Source organism: uncultured Empedobacter sp. (assembly GCF_937930195.1).
GTDB classification, from domain to species: Bacteria; Bacteroidota; Bacteroidia; order Flavobacteriales; family Weeksellaceae; genus Empedobacter; species Empedobacter stercoris.
Window position 1 is genome coordinate 1 of the sequence record NZ_CALGVK010000016.1, and the last position, 22,848, is coordinate 22,848.

Genomic DNA, 22,848 nt, shown 5'->3' on the forward strand with positions numbered 1-22,848 from the left:
ATTTAAAGTTACAACTTTTCCGTCTGTAGACACACTATATGCAGTTTGTCCATCACCAATTACATAAACTTGTGCATTTACAAAGTTTGAACCTACTAATAGTGCAGATAAAAATGCAATACTTTTAAGTTTTGAGTAAATCTTTTTCATTTTAAAATTTGTGTTAATTATTTCAATCATAAAATTAGAATTATTACTGTATGGTAAAGTGGCTTTATATTAATGTTTTATTGTTTTCCGATTTATTAAAGTTTAAATAATTTATAATCAGTAATTTATTCATTTGAAGTAGTTTGATTATTATAAAGAAATTCATTGAATTCATTGATGAATTATTAAAGAAAAGAGCTAGTAATAATATTATTTTAAAAATATTTTGGCGCATTGAACTAAAATAATGAATGTAAAATTATCGAACATGAATAAATATTTATTCAAAATATTTACGAATTAGAGAATTGGTTTGTTTTTTGCTTAATTCGAGCAAATATAATTAGGCAATAAAGAAAAGGAATACTATTTTTGGACTATGCAGCTTTCCTCTAAACAAAAGTTTTTTCAATATCTCAAAAAATCAATTAATTTTTTTCAAAATTTATTGAATCTCTTAAAACTTGTACTGACAGAAAGACAATTTTTGTACTTGTCATGTATTTTAGTTGCGATTTCATCTGCATTTGCTGTGATCGTTTTAAAAACATTTGCACACATCGTTTTTCAATTTACAGTTTACATTAATAATTTAGTTAAGCTTCCTTATATTAATAGTATACTTCCGATTATTGGGATTTTGCTTACGGTTTTTGTTGTGCAAAAATTTTTGAATGGTTCAATAGAAAAAGGAACTTCTCAAATTATGATTGCTGTAGCTAAAAAATCAGGAATAATGCCTAAAAAACAAATGTATGCACAAATTGTTACCAGCTCTTTAACTGTTGGTATGGGTGGTTCAGCAGGTTTAGAGTCGCCAATTACCATCACAGGTGCAGCCTTTGGATCAAATTATGCACAATACTATAGGTTTAAATATAAAGAACGTACTTTGTTATTGGCATGTGGAGTTGCGGCAGGTATTGCAGCGGCTTTTAATGCGCCAATCGCAGGTGTATTATTTGCTATAGAAATTGTATTAGCAGATATGAGTGTTACTGCTTTTATTCCATTGTTGTTATCCTCTGCAACAGGAGCTTTGATTGCAAATTTAACATTGAAAAGTAATATGTTATTATCATTTCGGTATGCTTTAGGTTTTGATTATCATAATGTGATTTTTTATGTTATTTTGGGTGTATTGGCAGGCTTTATTTCTGTTTATCATGCCAGATTATTTCGTAAAGTGGAACATCTTATTGGCAATTATTCGGATAATGTTTATTGGCGAGCAATGGTTGGAGCAGGGAGTTTAGCAATTTTGATTTTCTTTTTTCCCACTTTATTTGGAGAAGGTTATGAAAGTATTAAATATTTAGCAAATGATGAAGCAGGTTTTATTCTGAATAATTCTTTGTTAGAAGATTTTAGGACTAATCAATGGGTTGTTTTAGCCTTTGTTTTTGTAACTATTTTAATAAAATCTATTGCAACAGGATTGACATTAGGAAGTGGTGGAAACGGTGGAAATTTCGCACCATCTTTGTTTGTTGGCTCATATTTGGGCTATGTTGTCGCAAAAGTATTTAATCTCATCGGTTTCAAAGATGTTCCTGTAGGAAATTTTACTGTTGTTGGAATGGCAGCAGTTTTGAGTGGATTATTTCATGCACCTTTAACAGCTATTTTCTTGATTGCGGAAATTACAGGAGGTTACGGATTAATGATTCCACTGATGATTGTCTCTTCTATTAGTTTTGCAATTTCTAAACGTTATGACAAATATTCGATGGATATATACGCAATAGCGGATAAAGGAATTGTTTTTACCTCGGATAAAGATCGTAATCTTTTTAATAAAATAGATTTATTTTCTATTTACATCAAGAATATTAAAACATTGACAGTTTATGATTCAATAGAAGATATCAAAACTATTTTTTCGACTACTACCCAAGATTTTATTCCTGTTTTAAATGAAGATCAATCTATTCATGGAATTATCGTTTTAGACAATATTCGATCATTTATTTTTAAGGATAATTTAGAGGGAAAAAGTTATCTTGAATGCATTACAAGCGCTTCTTCTACATCAATCTTTACAAACGCAGCAACTGTGATGAAGATGATGGAAAGTAAAAAAACAGAATATATTTTATTAACTAAAAAAGGTAAGTTTGAAGGCTATGTTACAGAAAGTTTATTGCTTGAGAATTACCGTTCTAATTTGAATAAATTACGAATAGAATAATGTTTTAATTCTGAATGCCTTTAAAAATTAATTCATAATTATCATATTTTTTTCGAAGTCGTTGTTTTGCTTTTTTAACAGAATCTGGTGTTATACCTAACAAATGAGCTATTTCTATATTCGTTAAACCTAATTTTGTAAGGTAAATAATCCGTAAATTTGATTCAGTTAAATCTGAAAAATTATTTTCTAAATACGATACAAAATCAGCCTTTTCAGATGCAAAAACTTTTTTAAAGTTATTCCAATTTTCATCCGTCATCAAATGAGAATTCAACAAATTATTCAATTGTAATTCATGTTCTTCTGTTTTTTATTGGATGATTTTGATAAATTATCAATTTCTTTATTCAATATTTCTATCTGTGTATTTTTATCAGCTAAATATATCTTGTAAGAATCTAAGGTTTTATTAGCCTTATTTAAGCGGCTTTCAGACTTTAATTTTTCATTATGTAATTTTAATACTTTGTTGTTATTTATAGAATTTTGAATTTTCATTTTTCTTTTAAATGATATAAAAAACAAATAAAACAATGATAATTAGTAAGATAGAAATAATTATAAGTGCATTTTTTAGCAGAATGGTTTTTTCACGTTTTATTTTTTCAGTTTCATATTTATAATCAAAATTATTTTTTTGGATATTCCAATTTATTTCATTGATTACATTTTCACCATCCGTAAGCTTTATTTCAGTTTCTAACTCACTTAATTTGCGTCGAAAATCGAGTTCTTCTGCTGTATTTCCTTTTTTTATAGCAATATCCAGTAAAAGTATGAAGATATCTTTCTCAAAACTATTAAGATAAGCTTTTCCAGAAGTGTATTTTTTTGCTTCGTTTAATATTTCTTTTGCCTCATCAATTCTGTCTAACTGCAAATATAATTTTCCAAGTTGAATATTAGCGTACATTAAATTTCTATGATTTTTACTTTCTCTAGAAATTTCGATATCCGTTATTAAATTTTGAATTGCAAGCTCATATTCTTTATTTTGAATTTGAATACAAGCAATATCTCCTAACGCTTTTGCATACCTAATTTTATCATTATTCTTTACGGCGAGTTCTTTGGTTTGATTAAAATAATGATTAGCCTTTGCGGTATCCTTTTTTTAAAGGAAAATATGTCCAATGGCATTCAGAATTGAGCTGTATTCATTGTCTTTTTTATTTGCATATTGCAGTGCTAAAAAAAGATATTTTTCACTTTTATCCAATTCTTTTACATTCATAAAGAAAAAAGCATTTTTTTTGTAAACATCACTTTTCTGGAAAACATTATTATTGTCTGCAAAATCTAATAACTTAGACGATTCCATAAAATAAGGATAAGCCTTTAAATATTGATTATAACTATAGTAATAGTAACCAAATTGAGTATTTATCCAAATTTGCATATCTATTAAGCCTAAATCTTTTGCAGTTTTTCTTGCAGAATTAAAAAGTTGTTCACTTTTTGGATTTAATTTATCTAATTTTTCAGCATAAATATTGGCTAATAAAGTTTGATAAATAATATTCAGATTTTTTGAAACGTAATCATTTGATTTACTACGTAGAATATCAAAATTTCTTTTTAATTGAATAGAATCTTTCACATCTTTATTTTGATTAATTACATAATCTAATAGCAATAAATCTTTTGCTTCTCGACTGGAAGTAAATGAAGTTGTAAATAAAGTGTTACATAGTATAAACGTAAATAAAATAAAGATTCTATGCATACATATTTTTTATCAAAGATAATAGTAAAATTTATTTATATTAACATATTGTTAATTAGCAGTCTATAAATTATTAACTTTGATTATTCCCGAAAAATATATCATCTTAAAAAGATAGATCTACAACTAATTTATAATTTTAATATAATTGAGCGTGATGATTTCATCTAAAAATTATTAATGTTGTTGTTTATTCTAATGATTATCTCTAAAATATTTTTTATTCTAAATTTTTATATTACTTAAATATTTGTTAAACAGTCTTTTATTGTTTGTCCCCTTTGATGTCCCCCACAAAAAAATGATTTTTATTTTAGATGTGCATAATTTTGACACAAGTTATTAGATGATTACTAATGCTAACCTATAAAGCAAACTACATGATAACTTTAACAACTTAAACCTATTATATTAATTACAAAATGAATTCCTCTAAAGACGACTCTTAGAGGAATTTTTTTTGTATTATTTTCTTCGTAATTTGGTCTTAGAATTTTTATAATGGAAAGATTAAAGAAAATAAATTACTCAGTGTTAGATTTGGCTTATGTTAGAGAAGGAGAGTCATTAAATCAGACATTTGAAAATACATTAGAAAATGCGAAATTTGTAGATGAAATAGGTTATAGTCGTTATTGGCTTTCGGAACATCACAATATGCAAAATGTCGCAAGTGCTTCAACTTCACTTTTAATCGGCTATGTAGCAAATGGAACATCAAAAATAAAAGTAGGTTCGGGTGGAATTATGCTCCCAAATCATTCTACTTTATCGATTGCAGAGCAATTTGGAACATTAGATGCCCTTTATCCAAATCGGATAGATTTAGGTCTTGGTCGTGCTCCAGGTACGGATCAGTTAACAGCGTCTATTTTACGTCGTGGCAATAATTTTATGAATTATAATTTTGAAGCTGAAATCAAAGACTTACAAAACTATTTTAGCACCGATAATAAAGATAGTAAAGTTCGTGCAATTCCTGGAGAAGGTGCAAATGTGCCACTTTACATTTTGGGCTCTAGTACAGATTCGGCTTTTTTGGCGGCTAAATTAGGTTTACCTTACGCTTTTGCTGGGCATTTTGCGCCTCAACAGTTTTATAACGCGGTCGAAATTTATCGTTCTCAATTTCAACCTTCAGAATTTTTGAAAGAACCTTATACAATTGCTTGTGTTAATGTAATTGCATCAAATACAGACGAGCAAGCACATTATTTATCCATGTCAATGTACCAAGCTTTTCTCAATATTATTACCGATAAACGTCAACCAATTGTGCCACCAGAAAAAACACAATTAGAGCTCGCTTCATCAGAACAGAAATACATGCTAAAAGGTATGACCGCATTATCTTTTATTGGGAGCAAAGGTACTTTATCGCAAGCTTTTGATGAATTTATTTTCGAATCTAAAGTAGATGAAATAATGGTTTCTACAAATGTTTTTGATCAAAAAGCAAAAAGAAAATCGTATCAAATAGTAAGTGAATTGTTTCGTTAAATGAACCAAAAAAAATCATTCTCAAAAATCACTTATTATTGGATGTTTATTGATCAGTTTAAAGATCAATTTACACTTATTTTGATGTTTAATCTTTTGCTTTTCTTTGTTGCAAATCATTGGAGTTACCTCGTTCCTGAAGTTTATTTATTTGTCAATCACAAAGATGTTTTTAATTTATTTCGAGAACAATTTGTACCAACTGCTTTTTTCGAAGTATTGGCTTATACTTATTTGGGTTCATTATTCCTTCATTTGGGAACGTATAAATTGAATAAAATATGGATTTTTAGATTAAATGCATTACTTCTAATCATCGTTTCGACTTATTTTTGGACAATTCCTTCTTTGCAAAGTCTAAAAATGATACTAGAAAGAATGCATCCTTATTTTATCTTAGCAATTGTGGGACAAATCGCTTTGTATTTAATCGTTGGGAATGAATTTTTTTGCCTTATCAAAAATAAAAGAAAACAAGCCAAAATCAATCATTCTTAGTTATATTTGCCAAAACTTAATTTTACAAAAATCAAACTATGTACTCATTTGATAAATTTCACGAATTAATTTCCGAAACAATCGATAACAATCCATTTTCTAAAAATCCAGAAGAATTATACGAACCAATGGATTATATTTTGAATATTGGAGGTAAAAGAATTCGTCCAATTTTGACTTTATTGGGAACTGATTTGTTTGATGGTGATGTTCAAAAAGCATTGAAACCTTCTTTAGCAATCGAGTTTTTTCATAATTTTTCGTTGATGCACGACGATATTATGGATAATGCTTCTTTGAGAAGAAACAAAGCGACTGTTCATGAAAAATTTGGATTGAATACAGCAATTCTTTCTGGTGACGCCATGTTGGTAAAAGCTTATCAATATTTAGAAGATATGGAACCTGAATTGTTTAAGCGTTCTACGAAACTTTTTTCACATACAGCTTTAGAGGTTTGTGAAGGACAACAATTGGATGTTAATTACGAAACGAAATTAAATGTTTCGTATGAAGATTATATCAAAATGATCTCTCTTAAAACAAGTGTTTTACTTGGTTGTGCCCTAAAATTAGGTGCAATGATTGGAAATGCTTCTGAAGAAGATGCAGATAAATTATACCAATATGGTTTGAATTTAGGTATTGCATATCAGTTGAAAGATGACTATTTGGATGTGTTTGGTAGCCTTGAACATTTAGGTAAAAAACATGCCGGTGATATTTTCGAGAATAAGAAAACAATTCTTTATATTTCAGCTTTAGAGGCTGCAAATGAGGAAGAAAAGGAAGAGTTATTATATTGGTATAGTTCAAATACCGATAATATAGATAAGGTATATGCGGTAGAAAAATTATTCAGAAAGCTGAATGTAAACCGTAAATTATCGACCTTAATTAGAGAATATACTAATAAAGCGCATAGTTATTTGGATCAAATTGATGTTCCAGAAGAACGAAAAACGTATTTAAGAGAATTGAGTGAAGTTTTAATTGATCGTCAAGGATAAGAAAAATGCAATTTAGAACGACTTTCCAAATTCAACCTTCTGATTTTAAGCTGCATCATCAACATCAAATTTTGACGATTGGTTCTTGCTTTTCAGACGAAATTGGAAAATATTTAGTCGATTTAAAATTTAATGCATGTGTTAATCCGTTTGGCGTAATTTTTAATACAATTTCTATTCAAAAATTAATCGAAAGAAGCATTCATAAAAAATACTTTACAACTGCAGATGTACATCAGAATGGAGAAGAATTTTTCTGTTTTGATGTACATTCGTCGTTTAATGCACTTACAAAAGTTGAAGTTTTAGAGAGATTAAATTCAACTCTGGAGCAAGTTTATCAGTTTATTTACTCTTGTGATGTTGTAATGATAACCTTGGGAACTTCATGGATTTACGAATGGAAAAACACCAATCAAATTGTTGCAAACTGTCATAAAGTTGAGGCAAAACAATTTGAAAAAAAATTGTTGACTACTGAAGAAAATCTAAAATCGTTAGAATTAATTGTTTCAGATTTGAAGAAAATTAATCCAAACATCAGATTGATTACAACAGTTAGTCCAGTTCGTCATACAAAAGATGGAATAATCGAAAATAATGTAAGCAAAGCAAGATTAATAGATGCTTTGTATCAACTGAATCTTCAATATAATCAAGTTGACTATTTTCCGTCTTACGAATTGGTTTTGGATGATTTGAGAGATTATCGTTTTTTTAAAGAAGATCTTATTCATCCTTCTAAACAGGCAGTTGATTACATTTGGGAAAAGTTTTCAGTAACTTATTTAGAGCAATCAACACATACTATTAATCAAAAAATAAACAAAGTCATTTCAGCGATGAATCATCATCCTTTTAATGAAGAATCAGAAAATCATCAAAAATTTTTAGTTAAAACAATTGCTTTGATGAATGAATTAGAAAAAGACAATCAGCTTGATTTTTCGCTTGAAAAAGAATGTTTAAGATCAAAATTAAAACAATGTTAATTGATACACATACACATCTTTATTCAGAACAATTTGAAAATGATAGAGATGAAGTAATTGCGCGAGCAAAAGAAAATGGAGTAGAGCGACTTTATTTGCCTGCAATCGACAAAAGTTATACAGACAAAATGTTGGCATTAGAAGCTCAACATCAAGATTCGATGTTTGCGATGATGGGATTGCATCCGTGTTCGGTTCATCCATACACAATAGAAGAGGAATTAACTCATGTTCGCGAATGGATTGACAAACGTTCATTTAAAGCGATTGGTGAAATTGGAATCGACTTGTATTGGGAAAAAGAATTTCTAAAAACACAACAAGATGCATTTAAAACGCAGATTGAATGGGCAAAAGAAAAGAATTTACCAATTGTGATTCATTGTCGTGATGCATTCAACGAAGTTTTTGAAGTATTAGAGGAAGTGAAAGACGAAAAATTATTCGGAATTTTTCATTGCTTTTCAGGAACAAAAGAAGATGCGCAACGTGCAATTGATTTCAATTTAAAATTAGGAATTGGAGGAGTCGTAACATTTAAAAATGGTAAAATAGATCAATTTTTAGGTGATTTTGACATTAATCATATCGTTCTCGAAACAGATTCACCTTATTTAGCGCCAGTTCCGTTTCGTGGGAAACGAAATGAAAGTAGTTATCTAACATATATTTGTGATAAATTAGTAGATATTTATCACAAAACACCAGCTGAAATAGTAACAATTACAACAAAAAATGCATTAGACATTTTCGAACGTTAGGAAAAATCAGAATAGAAAAATTATATTTGCAAAAGAAAACCTTTGACAAAATGAAATACAAAAGAATATTACTTAAATTAAGTGGAGAAGCATTAATGGGAGATTTACAATATGGTATCGATCCAAATATGCTGAAACAATATGCTCAACAAATTAGAGAAGTAGCAGAACTTGGTTGCGAAGTGGCAATCGTAATTGGAGGAGGTAATATTTTTAGAGGTGTTCAGGGTGTAGCTTCTGGTATGGATCGCGTACAAGGAGATTACATGGGAATGTTGGCTACCGTGATAAATAGTATGGCATTACAAGGAGCTTTAGAAGATGCTGGAGTTAATACGCGTTTACAAACAGCTATTCGTATGGAACAAATTGCAGAACCATTTATCAAAAGAAGAGCGACGCGTCATTTAGAAAAAGGTCGAGTAGTAATTTTTGGAGCTGGAACAGGAAATCCGTACTTTACAACAGATACAGCTGCTGTATTAAGAGCAATTGAAACACAAGCAGATGTTATTTTGAAAGGAACACGTGTGGATGGAATTTATACAGCTGATCCAGAAAAAGATCCATCTGCAGAAAAATTTGAAACAATTTCTTATCAAGAAGTGTACGATAAAAACTTAAAAGTAATGGATATGACAGCTTTTACTTTGAGTGAAGAGAATAATTTACCTATTATTGTATTTGATATGAATACAGATGGTAACTTGAAAAAATTAATATTAGGAGAAAACGTAGGTACTCTTGTAACAAATAAATAAATCCCGAAATGGAAGAATTAGATCTAATTTTAGAAACGGCAAAGGAACAAATGCAAGGAACAGTTGATCACTTAAATGTTGCATTTGACAAATTAAGAGCAGGTAAAGCAACTCCTGCTATGTTAAGTTCAGTTCGTGTTGATTATTACGGTAGTTTATCTCCGTTAACTCAAATTGCAAACGTAAATACACCAGATGCAATGACATTGAGCATTCAACCGTACGAAAGAAATTTAATTGGTGAAATCGAAAAAGCAATTATTAATGCTAATTTAGGTTTTGCACCTTCTAACAATGGAGATTCTATTATTATTAGTATTCCACCAGTAACAGAAGAGCGTCGTAAAGAGTTGGTGAAAATGGCGAAAGCTGAAATGGAAAATGCAAAAGTTTCTATTCGTAATGCTCGTCAAGACGCAAACAAAGCGCTGAAAAGTACAAAAGATGCATCTGAAGACATGGTGAAAGATTACGAAACACGTGTACAAGGATTAACGGATAAGTTTTCTAAGAAATTAGAAGAAGCTTTAACGAAAAAAGAAGCTGAAATCATGAAAGTTTAATCTTTCAAGAAAAAAAGATATTTTAAGGCAGCGTTTCGCTGCTTTTTTTATTTATTTGCATAATCAATTTCAAAAAATGAAGAACTATTTATTCTTGCTAAATTTCTGTATTTCAATTGCTGCATTTGCTCAAATAAAAGTAAGAGTTTTCGATGCTCAAGATGAATTTCGTTTAACAGGTGCCAACATTTATAGCGATACAAAACAATTTCTTGGTCAAACAGATGATTTGGGAGAATTGAACATCAACGATTCAATTCATTTTATTGATGTGATAAAAAACGGATATTTTACAGAAAGTATTCAGACTAACGGAAAAAAAATAGTCGAAATTATGATGAAACCATCTTTCATTAGTTTAGATGAGGTAACCTTTACCACTAACGATTCTGTAGGACGAAATATCATCATCAAAGCCATTCGAAATCAATCCAAAAACACGATCAAAAAAGGAGGTAATATCTTTTTGAAATCATACACCAAATTCTGGAGTACAGTAAATAATGATTCGATTCCTTATATTATTCAACCACAGAATCAAAAGGATTCTGTCAATAATCAATGGAAAAAACTGTTAGATAATAGCCACTTATTTTTAGGTGAACGTGCGATGGATCATAAAGTTTCGAAACGATTAGGTTTGAAAAATATCGTTCAATCTTCTCGAATTTCTGGTATGCGTTCTCCGTTATATGAATATTTGGCAATGCAACCGATCGCATTTAATTTTGATCAAGATAAAATCAATTTTTTCTTCAATGGAATTGTTAATCCTATAAGTAGAGAAGGTCTTTCTCATTACCGTTATGGTTTTAAAGAAGATATTTTTATTGAAGGAAGAAAAACAGCAGTTGTTAGCTTTTTTCCATCTATCAAATCAGAAAAACGTCAGATCAAAGGAACGCTTTGGATTGATGACAAAACTAATGCTTTAATCAAATTCGAAGGAGAAAATACAAGTGCCAATTATGTTGCGGAGTTAGAAGCTGATTGGAAACTGAACAATGGAACTTGGGTGCCGAATCAGCAAAAATATCGCATGGAGGCCGGAAATTTCAAGGTTACTGAAAAATTAGCATCAGACGATTTTATAGATAAAAAAGAAAAAATATGGATTAATCTCGAAACAACTTTCAAGGATATTCAAAATCCAGCGCATTTCAAACGCAACGAGTTTCTAGGTTATGAAGACGAAATTTCTTTTCAAAATATGAACGAAAAGAAATGGGATAATGTGATGGAAGATTATCGAGATAATTCGTTGTCGAATAAAGAGCGAAATACCTACACAACAATTGATAGTATTGGCGATAAATATAAATTAGAACGTCAAATGAAGTTAATGCGTATTATCAATTCAGGAGGAAAATTATCGTTAGGAAAAGTTGATCTTGATTTGACAAAAATTTTAGCGTTTAATGATTACGAAGGTTTTCGACTTGGGGCTGCTTTTAATACAAACGAAAACTGGAGCGACAAATATTCATTGAATGCGTATTCTGCTTACGGTTTTAAAGACGAAACATTCAAGTTTGGTTTTGGAGGAGATTATTTTGTGAATAAACCTTATTCAGGTCGAATTTTCGCAAAATATTCACAAGATGTTTCTGCTTCTGGAAAAACACCAATTTTATTACAATCAAATTATACACGTTTAATTAGTGGTGCATTTAGCAATATTTATAACCGCGAATATTTTTCTTTTAAACGATATTCTTTTGGTTATGAACAAGATATATTTAAGAATGTAACCTTCAATATTTCGGCAAATTACGAAAAACAACAAGCAGAATTTAATTATTCATTCTTAAATACAAATGGTTGGTACGATTTGTATAACACGCAATTAGCAATTCGTTTTGCACCAAAAGACAAATTTATCAGAACGCCCTACGGAAAAGTGACTGTTAATAGTGGTAAATCTGTTTTCTATGCAACACTAACCAAATATTGGGATGTGTTCAATTCGGACTATAATCCATTGCGTTTTAATGTTTCTTACTTTGATGTTTTTGATACGCGTGTAGGTAAAACCAATTTAAACATCAACGCAGGTTGGGTTGAAGGTAAAATGCCGTTGATGAACTTGTTCGAAGGACAAGGTAATGCAAAACGAAATGATGTTGCTAACTTTGGTGTTGGAGGTTTAACAAATTTCGAAACAATGCGACCAGGAGAATTTTATTCGGATAAATTTGTATCTTTTCAGTTGAAACATATTTTTGCTGGTGTGAAGGTTGGAAACAGAATTATTTTCCCTCAATTTGTTTACCGTGGTGTTTTAGGGGATATGGAAGATAGAGCAGATCATCAAAATTTAGAGTTTAAAACATTGAATCATTATTACCACGAAACAGGAGTTGAAGTAAATAATTTAATTTTCAAAACATTTGGTTTAGGGGCTTTCTATCGTTTAGGTGCTTATTCTGAAGAAAAATTCCAAGATAATTTCTATTTAAAATTAACGGTTAATTTGAATTTCTTGTAGGGTGCAATTTTATCATTCTAAATTCGCTTCATAATCGATCATTTTAAAAGCTAAAATCACTTCAAAAAATAAACTAAAATCAAAAATCCTTTACATTTTTATTGAAATTGTAAAGGATTTTTAGGTTGGTTAAAAAATATTCGCAAAAATTATGCCTATAATTTTTATAACTTTAAATAATAACTAAATTTGTAAGGATAAATTAAAAAATTATGCAATCGTACGGAATTAAAGCCTTATTAGAAAAAGGCAAGGATTTGTTGCTACAGGAAGTAGTTGTAAATGGATGGGTAAGATCGTTCAGAAGTAATCGTTTCATCGCGTTGAATGACGGTTCTACAATTAATAATATTCAAGTAGTAGTAGATTTCGAAAATTTTGACGAGTCGATTATAAAACAAATTTCTACAGCTGCGTCTTTACAAGTAAAAGGAGAAGTCGTAGAAAGTGAAGGAGCAGGTCAAGAGATTGAAATCATTGCGAAAGAAATCAAAGTTTTAGGAACTGCGCCGTCAGAAGATTTAAAAGGAACTATTTTACAACCAAAACAGCACAGTTTAGAGATTTTGCGAGAGCAAGCGCATTTACGTTTCAGAACAAATGTTTTTGCTGCAACAATGCGTGTTCGTAATGCCTTAATGTTTGGTATTCACAAATATTTCAACGAAAATGGATTTTGTTACATCAATACGCCTATTATCACAGGTTCTGATGCTGAAGGAGCAGGAGAAATGTTTCATATCACTAACTTAGATATGGATAACCTACCTAAAAACGAAGAAGGGAAAGTAGATTATACACAAGATTTCTTTGGTAAAGCGACGAACTTAACGGTTTCTGGACAATTAGAAGGAGAAACTGCAGCAATGGGATTAGGTAAAATTTATACATTTGGACCTACTTTCCGTGCAGAAAACTCGAACACATCTCGTCACTTAGCTGAATTCTGGATGATAGAGCCTGAAGTTGCGTTTTTCCGTTTAGATCAAAATATGGATTTGGCAGAAGATTTCATGAAATCTGTCATCACTTACGCAATGGAAACATGTCAAGATGATTTGAAATTCTTAGCTGAACGATTTGATAAAGAACAAAAACAAAAACCAGAAGCTGAGCGTTCTGAATTAGGATTAATCGAGCGTTTAGAATATGTATTAAACAACAAATTTATTCGTTTAAGCTATACAGAAGCAATTGATATCTTAAAAGATTCTAAACCAAATAAAAAAGGTAAGTTTAAATATCCAATCGAAGGTTGGGGAGCAGATTTACAGTCAGAACACGAACGTTATTTAGTTGAAAAACATTTTAAAACACCTGTGATTTTATTTGATTATCCAGCGGAAATCAAAGCATTCTATATGCGTATGAATGATGATGGAAAAACAGTTCGTGCAATGGACGTTTTATTCCCTGGTATTGGAGAAATTATCGGAGGTTCTGAGCGTGAAGAGCGTTTAGAAGTTTTAGATGAAAAAATGGAAAAATTCGGAATTGATAAAGAAGAATTATGGTGGTACCGCGACACAAGACGTTTCGGTTCTGTACCACATTCTGGTTTCGGATTAGGTTTAGAGCGTTTGGTATTATTTGTAACTGGAATGGGTAACATTCGTGATGTTATTCCTTTCCCGAGAACGCCGAACAATGCGGAATTTTAATAAGAAATAATTTACACGGATTTATGCTTAAATATTGTAACTTTAAGCTAAATCCGTTTTTTATATAAGCCAAAACCCAAAATATGTTAAAGCAGGAATTAAATTTAAAATTACAACAAAAACTATCGCCTCAACAAATTCAATTAATGAAGTTGGTTCAACTTCCTACGGTTGCTTTTGAACAACGCGTAAAGGAAGAGTTGGAAGAAAACCCTGCTTTGGATGATCAATCTTCTGAATACGATGATGATTATGGAGGAGAGCAGGAAGAATGGGATAATCAGAATGATGAATATAGCGATGAACAGGTTATCGATACAAGTGATATCAATATTGATGATTATTTGAGCGATGATGATGTCCCAAATTATAAAACATATACAAACAATTATAGTGACGACGATGAAGATAAATCTGTTCCTTATGCTCAAGGAGAAAGTTTTATCGAGTTTTTAACCTCACAACTGTACACTTATCGATTGACTTCAGAACAATTTCAAATCGGTGAATTTATCTTAGGAAATATTGACGACGACGGTTATATGCGTCGTGATATTAAATCTTTGGTAGATGATTTGGCATTTTCACTTAATATTTATACTTCGCCAGAAGAAGTAGAAAATTTGTTGTTGAATTATATTCAACGAATGGATCCAATTGGAGTAGGAGCACGCGATTTACAAGAATGCTTGTTAATTCAGTTACAAAATAGAACGCAAACACAAGCGGTTGAATTGGCAGAAAAATTAATTAACGAATCATTTGATGCGTTTACTAAAAAGCATTATTCGAAATTAATGGCAAAATATGACGTTGATGATAACGAATTACGCGATGCAATTACAGAAATAGAACGCTTGAATCCAAAACCAGGAAAATCTTTTTCAAGCAGTAGCAAAATTATTGAACAAATTACACCAGATTTTACAATCAATATCAATGATGGAGATTTAGAACTGACGTTAAATGGTCGAAATGTTCCTGAGTTGAAGATATCAAGTGCATTTGCTGAAATGTTGGATACCTATAAGAAAACTGAAAATAAATCGACACAACAGAAAGAGGCTGTGATGTTTGTTAAACAAAAGTTAGACTCTGCAAAATGGTTTATTGATGCGGTTCAGCAACGTCGTAATACGCTTTTGTATACGATGGAAGCGATAATGAAATTTCAAAAAGAATATTTCCTAACGGGTGACGAAACGAAAATCAAGCCAATGATTTTAAAAGATATTTCGGATCGAATTGGAATGGATATCTCGACAGTTTCTCGTGTGGCAAATTCTAAATATGTAACAACACCTTACGGAACATTTTTGATAAAAGATTTGTTCTCAGAATCGTTAACTAATGATGACGGAGAAGAAGTATCTACTCGCGAAATAAAACGTATTTTACAAGATGTAATTGCGGATGAAGACAAGCGTAAGCCTTTAACAGATGAAAAGTTAACAGAAATTCTAAAAGAAAAAGGTTATCCAATTGCTCGTCGTACAATTGCAAAATACCGCGAACAATTAAACATACCAGTTGCGAGATTAAGAAAAGAAATTTAAGAAATTCAATTTATATCAAAAAAAAGAGCTTTTTATAAAGCTCTTTTTTTGTTTTTATCCCAAGTTGTCATCCATTCAAAATAATCATCTTTGTATTGATTATCATTTAATTGAGTGATAATTTTTCGTTGAATATCTTTATTCAAATCATCGTCTATCACAGAAAAATTTAAGAAAATATCTTTTCCAGTTAATTTAGAAAAGAACTGTTCTTCTTTTAATTCGTGTAAAACTTCAATACATTTTTCATTTAATTGATTTTGGAACTGGTAAAACCAATCTTCATCATCGTCATGTTCATCAGCAATTTCTTTACAGATTTGATTGATTTCATTAAAAGATTCTTTTGCTCCCAGATAATCAAATTTCCATTCAGAAGGCTCAAACTTGTAGAAATGAAAATCGTCCTCATCTGCAACCTGTTCCAAATATTCAGTAGAATTTGCAGAAGGGTGAATGGCTATTTTCGACTCATTATTGCACAAAGCAAAGGCATATAGGTCTTGTGAAGGATTTTCGTTATAAATTTCTAAAAAGGCTTGTTTGGTAGATTGAGCTAATTTATTTTTGAATTCATTGAAATCCATTCATTTATATTTTTTATTTGGCTGTTATTATTCTTCTTGAAATGTAGTGAAATTCTCTATATATTAAAAGTTTGTTGATTTATTTTTTTAAGACAAATTCTTATTTCTTTTCCATCTTATAGAACAATAAAATAACAAAACTGATCGCAAATGAAACACCCATTGCAAGCGCAGAAGCTTTCATTCCGCCCGAATATTCTATCAATAAACCATAAATAACTAAACCTAAGAACAAAGCAAATTTTTCGAATACATCATAAAAACTAAAATAGGTTGTTGTATCTTCTGTTTCAGGTAATAATTTTGCATAAGTAGAGCGCGATAAAGCTTGTAAACCGCCCATTACCAAACCAACCATTGCAGCCATAATATAGAATTGTGTTTTGACATTTGGATCATTTTTATTGATTAAATAACCTATAATACAGGTTATGATCCAGATGAATATACCGATAAGTAATGTCTTTTTATTGCCGATTTTTCCTGATAAATAAGAGAAAAACCATGCGCCTAATACAGCTTCGATTTGAATTAATAATATAGTCATAATTAATTCCGTAGATTGCATTCCAATTTCTGAGCTTCCAAACATGGCGGCCATTAAGAAGATGGTTTGCATCGCTAAGCTATAAAAGAAAAAGCCAGCTAAAAATACACGAATGTTTTTGTATTGATTGAGGTCGTGAAAAGTAAGTTTCAAATTTCTAAAACTTGACTTGATGATGTCTTTTGGAATTTCTCGTTCAAATTTGTGATTGGGTAATTTACTTAATGCAATTTGTCCGAAACCTAACCACCAAACACCTGTTAATAAGAAACTTATTCGTGTAAACATACCTTGATTTTCTTCTGGCGCAAATTGTATCATTGCCAAACAAATTGTCAATAAAATAACTGATCCAATGTAACCAAACATATAACCTTGTGCCGAAACTTTATCCATTTTCTCTTCCGAAACAATTTCTGGTAAATAGGCATTGTAAAACACTAAACTTCCCCAAAAACCAATACTTGCGGTGATGTTGAGCAATAAAGCCAACCAAACCAAATCGCTCGATGTAAAGAAAAACATTCCAATACATGAAAAAGAACCTAAGTAGCAAAAAAAACGAAGAAATTTGATTTTATTCCCAATTAAATCAGCAATTGATGACAAAACTGGTGATAAAACGATGACAAAAAAGAAAGCAATTGCCAACGAAAAATTGAACGCTGATTCTGGTAATAGACCTAAGAACTTGATCGGATTGTTGTCCGTATCATAGGTCATTGCAGTATAATAAACGGGGAAAATAGCAGAAGCAATAACCAAAGAATGAACAGAATTTGCCCAATCGTAAGAAATCCAAGCTTTTATCAGTTTGGGATTATCTTTTGTATTCATAAATTTTTGATAGAATTGTTGTTAAACTTAAAAATAATTAATATTTTTTAAATAAAATTTTAAGTCTGAAAATTTTATCTATGATGAATTGGATTATTTTTTTCTTCTTACAGGTTCTTTATCGAGTACTTTTTGTGTATTCTCGTTTTCATTTATTAAAGGTGTATTCTCATCTTTTTGCTTTGGGCTTCGTAATTTTTCCAATAATCTTTTCGCTTGTTTTGCTTCATCTGTTCCATCATAAGCAGTAACAACAACTTCCAAAGCTTGCTCAAACTCTTCTTGAGATGCGGTTTGTTTCAATGCATAAGCGTTTAAAAGTACAAATTTGGCAATAATAATTTCAGTCGGAAATTTTACAATTGCATCTTGAACTTTTTGCTTTACTTCTTCATACTTTTCTTCTTTGTACAAATCATACGCTATTTTATATGCTTCTACAGCTTCTTTTGTTTCTGGAGTGATGTATTCAACTTCTGGATTCAAAATATAGCCAGCGTAAATTGTATTTGGATAATTTGTTAAGATTTCTTCTTTGTATTGATTCTCTAATTTTTGATCGCGATTCTTGTAAATACGATACAATTGATACGTAGCTTTTAACTTAACATCATCTGATTTTGGAGGAGTTGCAATCAATTTTTTTAACTCTTTTCCTGCTAATTCGCTGTTATTGAATGTATCAAAATAACCAATTCCTAAAGCTAATTGTGTTGTATCACGTTCAACTTTTAAATCATTTAATTGTTTAGTAGTAGAAGGAATTTGCTCCAAATAATACTCAATTTCAAAACGTCTTGGATTTCCAGCAGAAACCTGTCCCGTTAATTCGGCCTGTTTATCTTCTATTACGGTACTAATAGCATTAGAATTACGCCAATTATCTTTCAACGAAATTCCACCCCAAATACGTTGAAACTCCTGTTGACCAGATGATTTTAAACCTTGATTATAAAAATAAAATTTTCCTTTATCGGCATTATTAAAACTTGAAGTAAAACTTGATGTTTTGGTTTCTAATTGAAAAGTTTCCATTTCTTTTCGTTCTTCTTCCGCTTGTTTTTCTTCTTTTTTCTTTAATTTATCAATATAATCTGTAAAAAATTTGGTTTGTTCTTCTTTCGGAAGTTTTGCAATTTTTAGAATAGAATCGTTTTTCTGAACCAAATAATGTTTTTCCATTAATTTTTTCAACACATCATTTCGTTGCTGAATTCTTGCTTGATCTTCCTTTAAATTATAAGTTGTTTGAGCCGAATCGTAGTAAGCCGAAGCATACACATAGTCGTTTTGCTTGAATTTTATGTCACCATAATTTTCGTAAGCGCGCCCACGAATATAAGGATCAGACATGGGATCTTTCAAACTCAGTTTGGCGTATTCTACCGCATCATCCATTTTATCTGCACGAAAAGCCATTTCCGAAATACCATAATACAATTCGTTTTTCTTTGATGTATATATTCCTTTTTTGGCAATATCAAGCAAATTCTGTTTGTAATTTCCGTAGTTATTAATTGCAGGATCAAAATTAGCAGCAATCGCTAATTGCGATTTAATTTCTAAGTCAAAACCAGGAGCCATTTTATACACTTTTGTAAACGCTTCTCCAGCTTCTTGTTGTTTTCCAAGTTTTGAAAAAACTTGTCCCATTGTATAAAATAAACGCACTCGTTCTTCTTTATTCGATGAGTAGTATTCTGCTTTTTGTAATGGATCTAATGCTTCTTCGTACTTTTTTTGATCAATTAAAAACTGAGCATACGTTCGCGCAATCATAGTTTTTAGCTCTTTACTTTTATACGGATCATTTTCGTATAAATTTTGTAAAGTTTCAGCTCCATCAAAATAATTTCCACCTTTTATTTCGGCAACTGTTTTATACACATTTGCCTCTTGTGCATATTTAGAACTTTTAAAATTCTTTACAACATAGTTTAAGGCATCTAAAGCTTCAAAATATTTTTGTTGATAGAACAGAGATTTTCCAATTAATAGATACGCACGAGCCATCAAAGGATTTTTTTCTTGTCCTTTAATTAACATCGAGTGTTTTTCAATTGCTTTAGCAGCTTTAGCTTCAACAGCAGCAAATCCTATAGGTTTCTCTACTTTATCCTGATTATTACGATTTCCACCTCCAATTCCAAAATTAGGTGTATTAAATTCAGTTAAATTTGTCGAATCCGAAACAGAGAAATATTCTATTCCAACAGGTAAAATCTTAGCGTAATTCTCAATATAATTTGTCTGTAGTTCAGTATTTTTTTTATCTAATTCGTCTTCAGCATTAAATACCCCATTAAACCACGACGTCATCTTATGATATTGTCGGTTTTTGAAACTATTTTTTTGTGTTGAACAGCCGATTAAAAAACTAGCGGCGAAAATACTCAGTATAATCTTTTTCATGATAGCGAATAAAAACAAATCTACAATAAAACGTTCGATTAGAAAAAATCTTGTATCCTTCGGAAATTTAAGATAATTTTATATGGAATAACGATAATTTAGACACTTGTTAAATTAGAAAGATTATAAAATGATTGCTAACAATTTAGCTTTAATGTAATTACTTATTTCGTTAGAAAAATCATTACAAAAGTTGTTAAATTATTAAGAATATTCACTTAAATTCGACCAATAATAATGTTTTAAAGGAACAACATGAAAGCTTTTTTAGCGAAAATTTTTGCAAAATACATTGTCAATAAAGAACAAAAATGGATTAAACATCCTTTTGAAACTCAAGACAGAATTCTAAAAGAGTTAATTGTGGCTGCAAAAAATACAACGTTTGGAAAAGATCATCATTTTGATCAAATCAATACGTACGAAGATTTTAAAAACCATGTTCCAGTCAACGATTACGAAGGTTTAAAACATTATTTTGATGAGGTGATTGCGGGAAAAGTTGATGTGCTATGGCCTGGTAAACCACTTTATCTTGCAAAAACTTCTGGTACAACTTCTGGTGCAAAGTATATCCCACTTACAAAAGAATCTGTTCCAACACATATAAATTCTGCCAGAAATGCATTGTTGCATTATATTCACGAAACAAATAACTCGAGTTTTGTCAATGGAAAAATGATTTTCTTACAAGGAAGTCCTATTTTAGAAGATAAAAATGGGTTGAAAGTTGGACGACTTTCTGGAATTAGTGCGCACTTTGTTCCAAATTATTTACAAAAAAATCGTTTACCATCTTATGAAACCAATGTCATTGAAGATTGGGAAACAAAAGTAGATAAAGTAGTTGACGAAACAGTGAAAGCGAATATGACACTAATCTCAGGAATTCCACCTTGGTTGATTATGTATTTTGAAAGATTAATTAAAGTTTCTGGGAAAGAAAATGTTCAATCAATTTTCAAGGATTTACAACTAATGGTAACAGGAGGAGTGAATTATGAACCTTATCGTGAAAAAGTGAATCAGTTAATTGGACGAAAAATTGACTGTATTCAAACATATCCAGCATCAGAAGGGTTTATAGCTTATCAAGATACACAAAAAAGTGACGATTTATTACTGTTATTAAATAATGGGATATTTTATGAATTTATTCCAGTCGAAGAATTTTTTGATGAAAAACCAACTCGTATTTCAATAAAAGATGTAGAAATCGGAAAAGATTATGTGCTTATTCTCAATACTAATGCAGGTTTGTGGGGGTATAATATAGGTGATACGGTTCGTTTTACGTCTACTAAACCATACAAAATTGTTGTTTCTGGACGTATTAAACATTATACTTCGGCTTTTGGTGAGCATGTGATTGGTCATGAAGTTGAGCAAGCTTTACAAAAAACAATAGAAAAGTGTCCAGCGAGTGTAAATGAATTTACAGTTGCTCCACAGGTGAATCCTATAGACGGTTTACCTTATCACGAATGGTTAATAGAATTTGACCATAAACCTCAAAATATGTCCGAATTTAATCGTGAATTAGATATTCAAATGCGTTTGCAAAATCCGTATTATGACGATTTGATTACTGGAAATATACTTCGTTCTTTAATTATTTCGGTAGTTGAAAAAGATGGTTTTCAACATTACATGAAATCAATAGGGAAACTGGGAGGACAAAATAAAGTGCCTCGTTTATCGAATAATAGAGATATTGCAGATGAATTTCATCAACTTAATTTAATACAAAAAAATTGAACACACACACAACAACAGATAAAATGATTTACAAAACTGTAAAAAGTTCATTGGTAACTTTTTCGCAATTAATGCTTCCATCGCATTCCAATTTTAGTGGAAAAATTCATGGTGGATTCATTCTTTCTCTTCTCGATCAAATTGCATTTGCATGTGCTTCCAAATATTCAGGTAAGTATTGTGTAACGGCATCCGTGGATAGAGTAGATTTTTTAACACCCGTAGAAGTGGGTGAATTATTGACGCTAAAAGCTTCAGTAAATTATGTTGGACGTACTTCTATTGTCGTTGGTATTCGCGTAGAAAGTCAAAACATTCAATCAGGTGAAATTAAACATTGTAACTCTTCTTATTTTACAATGATTTGTAAAGAAGAAAATGGAGAAAAAGCAGAAGCACCGAAATTAATTTTGAAAAACTTGAACGAAGTTCGTCGTTTCTACAAAGCTTTACATCGAAAAGAAGAACACACGAATGCAAAAGAGCAAGTGAAAGACACAATCGATTATAAATCGCAAGAATTAATTGATAATCTTTTGCATAATCATTGGGTAAAAATAGAACTTGAAGACACTGTTTCTAAAAGTGTCAAAGTACATAAATAAAACCTGGGTTAGATTCATTATGATTCTAACCCATTTTTTATAAAAGATTATGATCCTTTTGCTCTTTTTTCTTAATACGATAAGTGAATTGAGATACTTTTATTCCCCAAAGATTTAAGGTTTGAAAAGTAACCAACGTATATTATGCTTAATAAGTTGCGCTCTTTCAATTTTCGTATTGCTCAATAATTTTTAACAACAAGTACACTAATAAATTAACATTGCTTTTGAAGAATTCAAAT

Annotated in this window: 19 protein-coding genes; 13 read left to right on the top strand and 6 right to left on the bottom strand. The window is 30.5% G+C overall.

Features of this window, described 5'->3' with window-relative positions:
- The first annotated feature begins 529 nt into the window (after positions 1-529).
- The gene (locus Q0616_RS00795) at positions 530-2,341 is read left to right on the top strand and encodes a chloride channel protein (protein ID WP_171621751.1); all 1,812 of its coding nucleotides are present in this window, start codon (positions 530-532) and stop codon (positions 2,339-2,341) included.
- A 4-nt stretch (positions 2,342-2,345) separates the two neighbouring features.
- On the opposite strand, the gene Q0616_RS00800 is transcribed toward Q0616_RS00795, so the two are convergent.
- The 3 genes from Q0616_RS00800 to Q0616_RS00810 form a co-directional block, all read right to left on the bottom strand.
- A complete protein-coding gene (locus Q0616_RS00800; RefSeq protein WP_298774172.1) occupies positions 2,346-2,630 on the bottom strand; it encodes a hypothetical protein in 285 nt (94 codons plus the stop codon).
- A 219-nt stretch (positions 2,631-2,849) separates the two neighbouring features.
- On the bottom strand, positions 2,850-3,257 hold the full coding sequence (locus Q0616_RS00805) for a hypothetical protein (RefSeq protein WP_298774175.1): 408 nt from the start codon (positions 3,255-3,257) through the stop codon (positions 2,850-2,852).
- A gap of 201 nt (positions 3,258-3,458) precedes the next feature.
- Positions 3,459-4,070: a hypothetical protein gene (locus Q0616_RS00810; protein ID WP_171621753.1), complete on the bottom strand. Its 612-nt coding sequence runs from the start codon at positions 4,068-4,070 to the stop codon at positions 3,459-3,461.
- Between the two features lie 501 nt (positions 4,071-4,571).
- Here Q0616_RS00810 and Q0616_RS00815 point away from each other — a divergent pair.
- The 10 genes from Q0616_RS00815 to rpoN all read left to right on the top strand — a co-directional run bounded on the left by Q0616_RS00815 (position 4,572) and on the right by rpoN (position 15,860).
- Positions 4,572-5,570: an LLM class flavin-dependent oxidoreductase gene (locus tag Q0616_RS00815; protein ID WP_225541846.1), complete on the top strand. Its 999-nt coding sequence runs from the start codon at positions 4,572-4,574 to the stop codon at positions 5,568-5,570.
- Positions 5,571-6,068: a hypothetical protein gene (locus Q0616_RS00820; protein ID WP_298774184.1), complete on the top strand. Its 498-nt coding sequence runs from the start codon at positions 5,571-5,573 to the stop codon at positions 6,066-6,068.
- Positions 6,069-6,106: 38 nt separating this feature from the next.
- Positions 6,107-7,078 carry a polyprenyl synthetase family protein gene (locus Q0616_RS00825; protein ID WP_171621756.1) on the top strand — a complete coding sequence of 324 codons (972 nt, stop codon included), beginning with the start codon at positions 6,107-6,109 and terminating at the stop codon, positions 7,076-7,078.
- 5 nt (positions 7,079-7,083) lie between these two features.
- Positions 7,084-8,070 (top strand): GSCFA domain-containing protein, encoded by a 987-nt coding sequence (locus tag Q0616_RS00830; RefSeq protein ID WP_225539927.1) that lies wholly within the window; start codon positions 7,084-7,086, stop codon positions 8,068-8,070.
- On the top strand, positions 8,064-8,831 hold the full coding sequence (locus tag Q0616_RS00835; RefSeq protein ID WP_298774189.1) for a TatD family hydrolase: 768 nt from the start codon (positions 8,064-8,066) through the stop codon (positions 8,829-8,831). The genes Q0616_RS00830 and Q0616_RS00835 overlap by 7 nt, the downstream gene beginning before the upstream one ends.
- 50 nt (positions 8,832-8,881) lie before the next feature.
- Positions 8,882-9,592 carry a UMP kinase gene (pyrH, locus tag Q0616_RS00840; RefSeq protein WP_225539923.1) on the top strand — a complete coding sequence of 237 codons (711 nt, stop codon included), beginning with the start codon at positions 8,882-8,884 and terminating at the stop codon, positions 9,590-9,592.
- A gap of 8 nt (positions 9,593-9,600) precedes the next feature.
- Positions 9,601-10,155: a ribosome recycling factor gene (gene frr / locus Q0616_RS00845; RefSeq protein WP_188320120.1), complete on the top strand. Its 555-nt coding sequence runs from the start codon at positions 9,601-9,603 to the stop codon at positions 10,153-10,155.
- Positions 10,156-10,231: 76 nt separating this feature from the next.
- The gene (locus Q0616_RS00850; RefSeq protein WP_298774195.1) at positions 10,232-12,643 is read left to right on the top strand and encodes a DUF5686 family protein; all 2,412 of its coding nucleotides are present in this window, start codon (positions 10,232-10,234) and stop codon (positions 12,641-12,643) included.
- A gap of 212 nt (positions 12,644-12,855) precedes the next feature.
- Positions 12,856-14,304 carry an asparagine--tRNA ligase gene (asnS, locus tag Q0616_RS00855; RefSeq protein ID WP_171621762.1) on the top strand — a complete coding sequence of 483 codons (1,449 nt, stop codon included), beginning with the start codon at positions 12,856-12,858 and terminating at the stop codon, positions 14,302-14,304.
- A gap of 83 nt (positions 14,305-14,387) precedes the next feature.
- A complete protein-coding gene (gene rpoN, locus Q0616_RS00860) occupies positions 14,388-15,860 on the top strand; it encodes an RNA polymerase factor sigma-54 (protein ID WP_298774199.1) in 1,473 nt (490 codons plus the stop codon).
- A 32-nt stretch (positions 15,861-15,892) separates the two neighbouring features.
- On the opposite strand, the gene Q0616_RS00865 is transcribed toward rpoN, so the two are convergent.
- The 3 genes from Q0616_RS00865 to Q0616_RS00875 form a co-directional block, all read right to left on the bottom strand.
- A complete protein-coding gene (locus Q0616_RS00865) occupies positions 15,893-16,447 on the bottom strand; it encodes a DUF4303 domain-containing protein (RefSeq protein WP_260543322.1) in 555 nt (184 codons plus the stop codon).
- Positions 16,448-16,547: 100 nt separating this feature from the next.
- Complete coding sequence (locus Q0616_RS00870) at positions 16,548-17,831, bottom strand: MFS transporter (RefSeq protein ID WP_171621765.1); 1,284 nt, start codon at positions 17,829-17,831, stop codon at positions 16,548-16,550.
- A gap of 93 nt (positions 17,832-17,924) precedes the next feature.
- Positions 17,925-20,150, bottom strand: coding sequence for a tetratricopeptide repeat protein (locus tag Q0616_RS00875; RefSeq protein WP_286483636.1), 2,226 nt, complete (start codon positions 20,148-20,150; stop codon positions 17,925-17,927).
- 348 nt (positions 20,151-20,498) lie between these two features.
- Here Q0616_RS00875 and Q0616_RS00880 point away from each other — a divergent pair, with 348 nt between their 5' ends.
- Entirely contained in the window at positions 20,499-22,001 is a 1,503-nt protein-coding gene (locus Q0616_RS00880) for a GH3 auxin-responsive promoter family protein (RefSeq protein WP_260543315.1), read from the top strand.
- A 23-nt stretch (positions 22,002-22,024) separates the two neighbouring features.
- Entirely contained in the window at positions 22,025-22,606 is a 582-nt protein-coding gene (locus Q0616_RS00885) for an acyl-CoA thioesterase (RefSeq protein ID WP_171621787.1), read from the top strand.
- Positions 22,607-22,848: the final 242 nt, after the last annotated feature.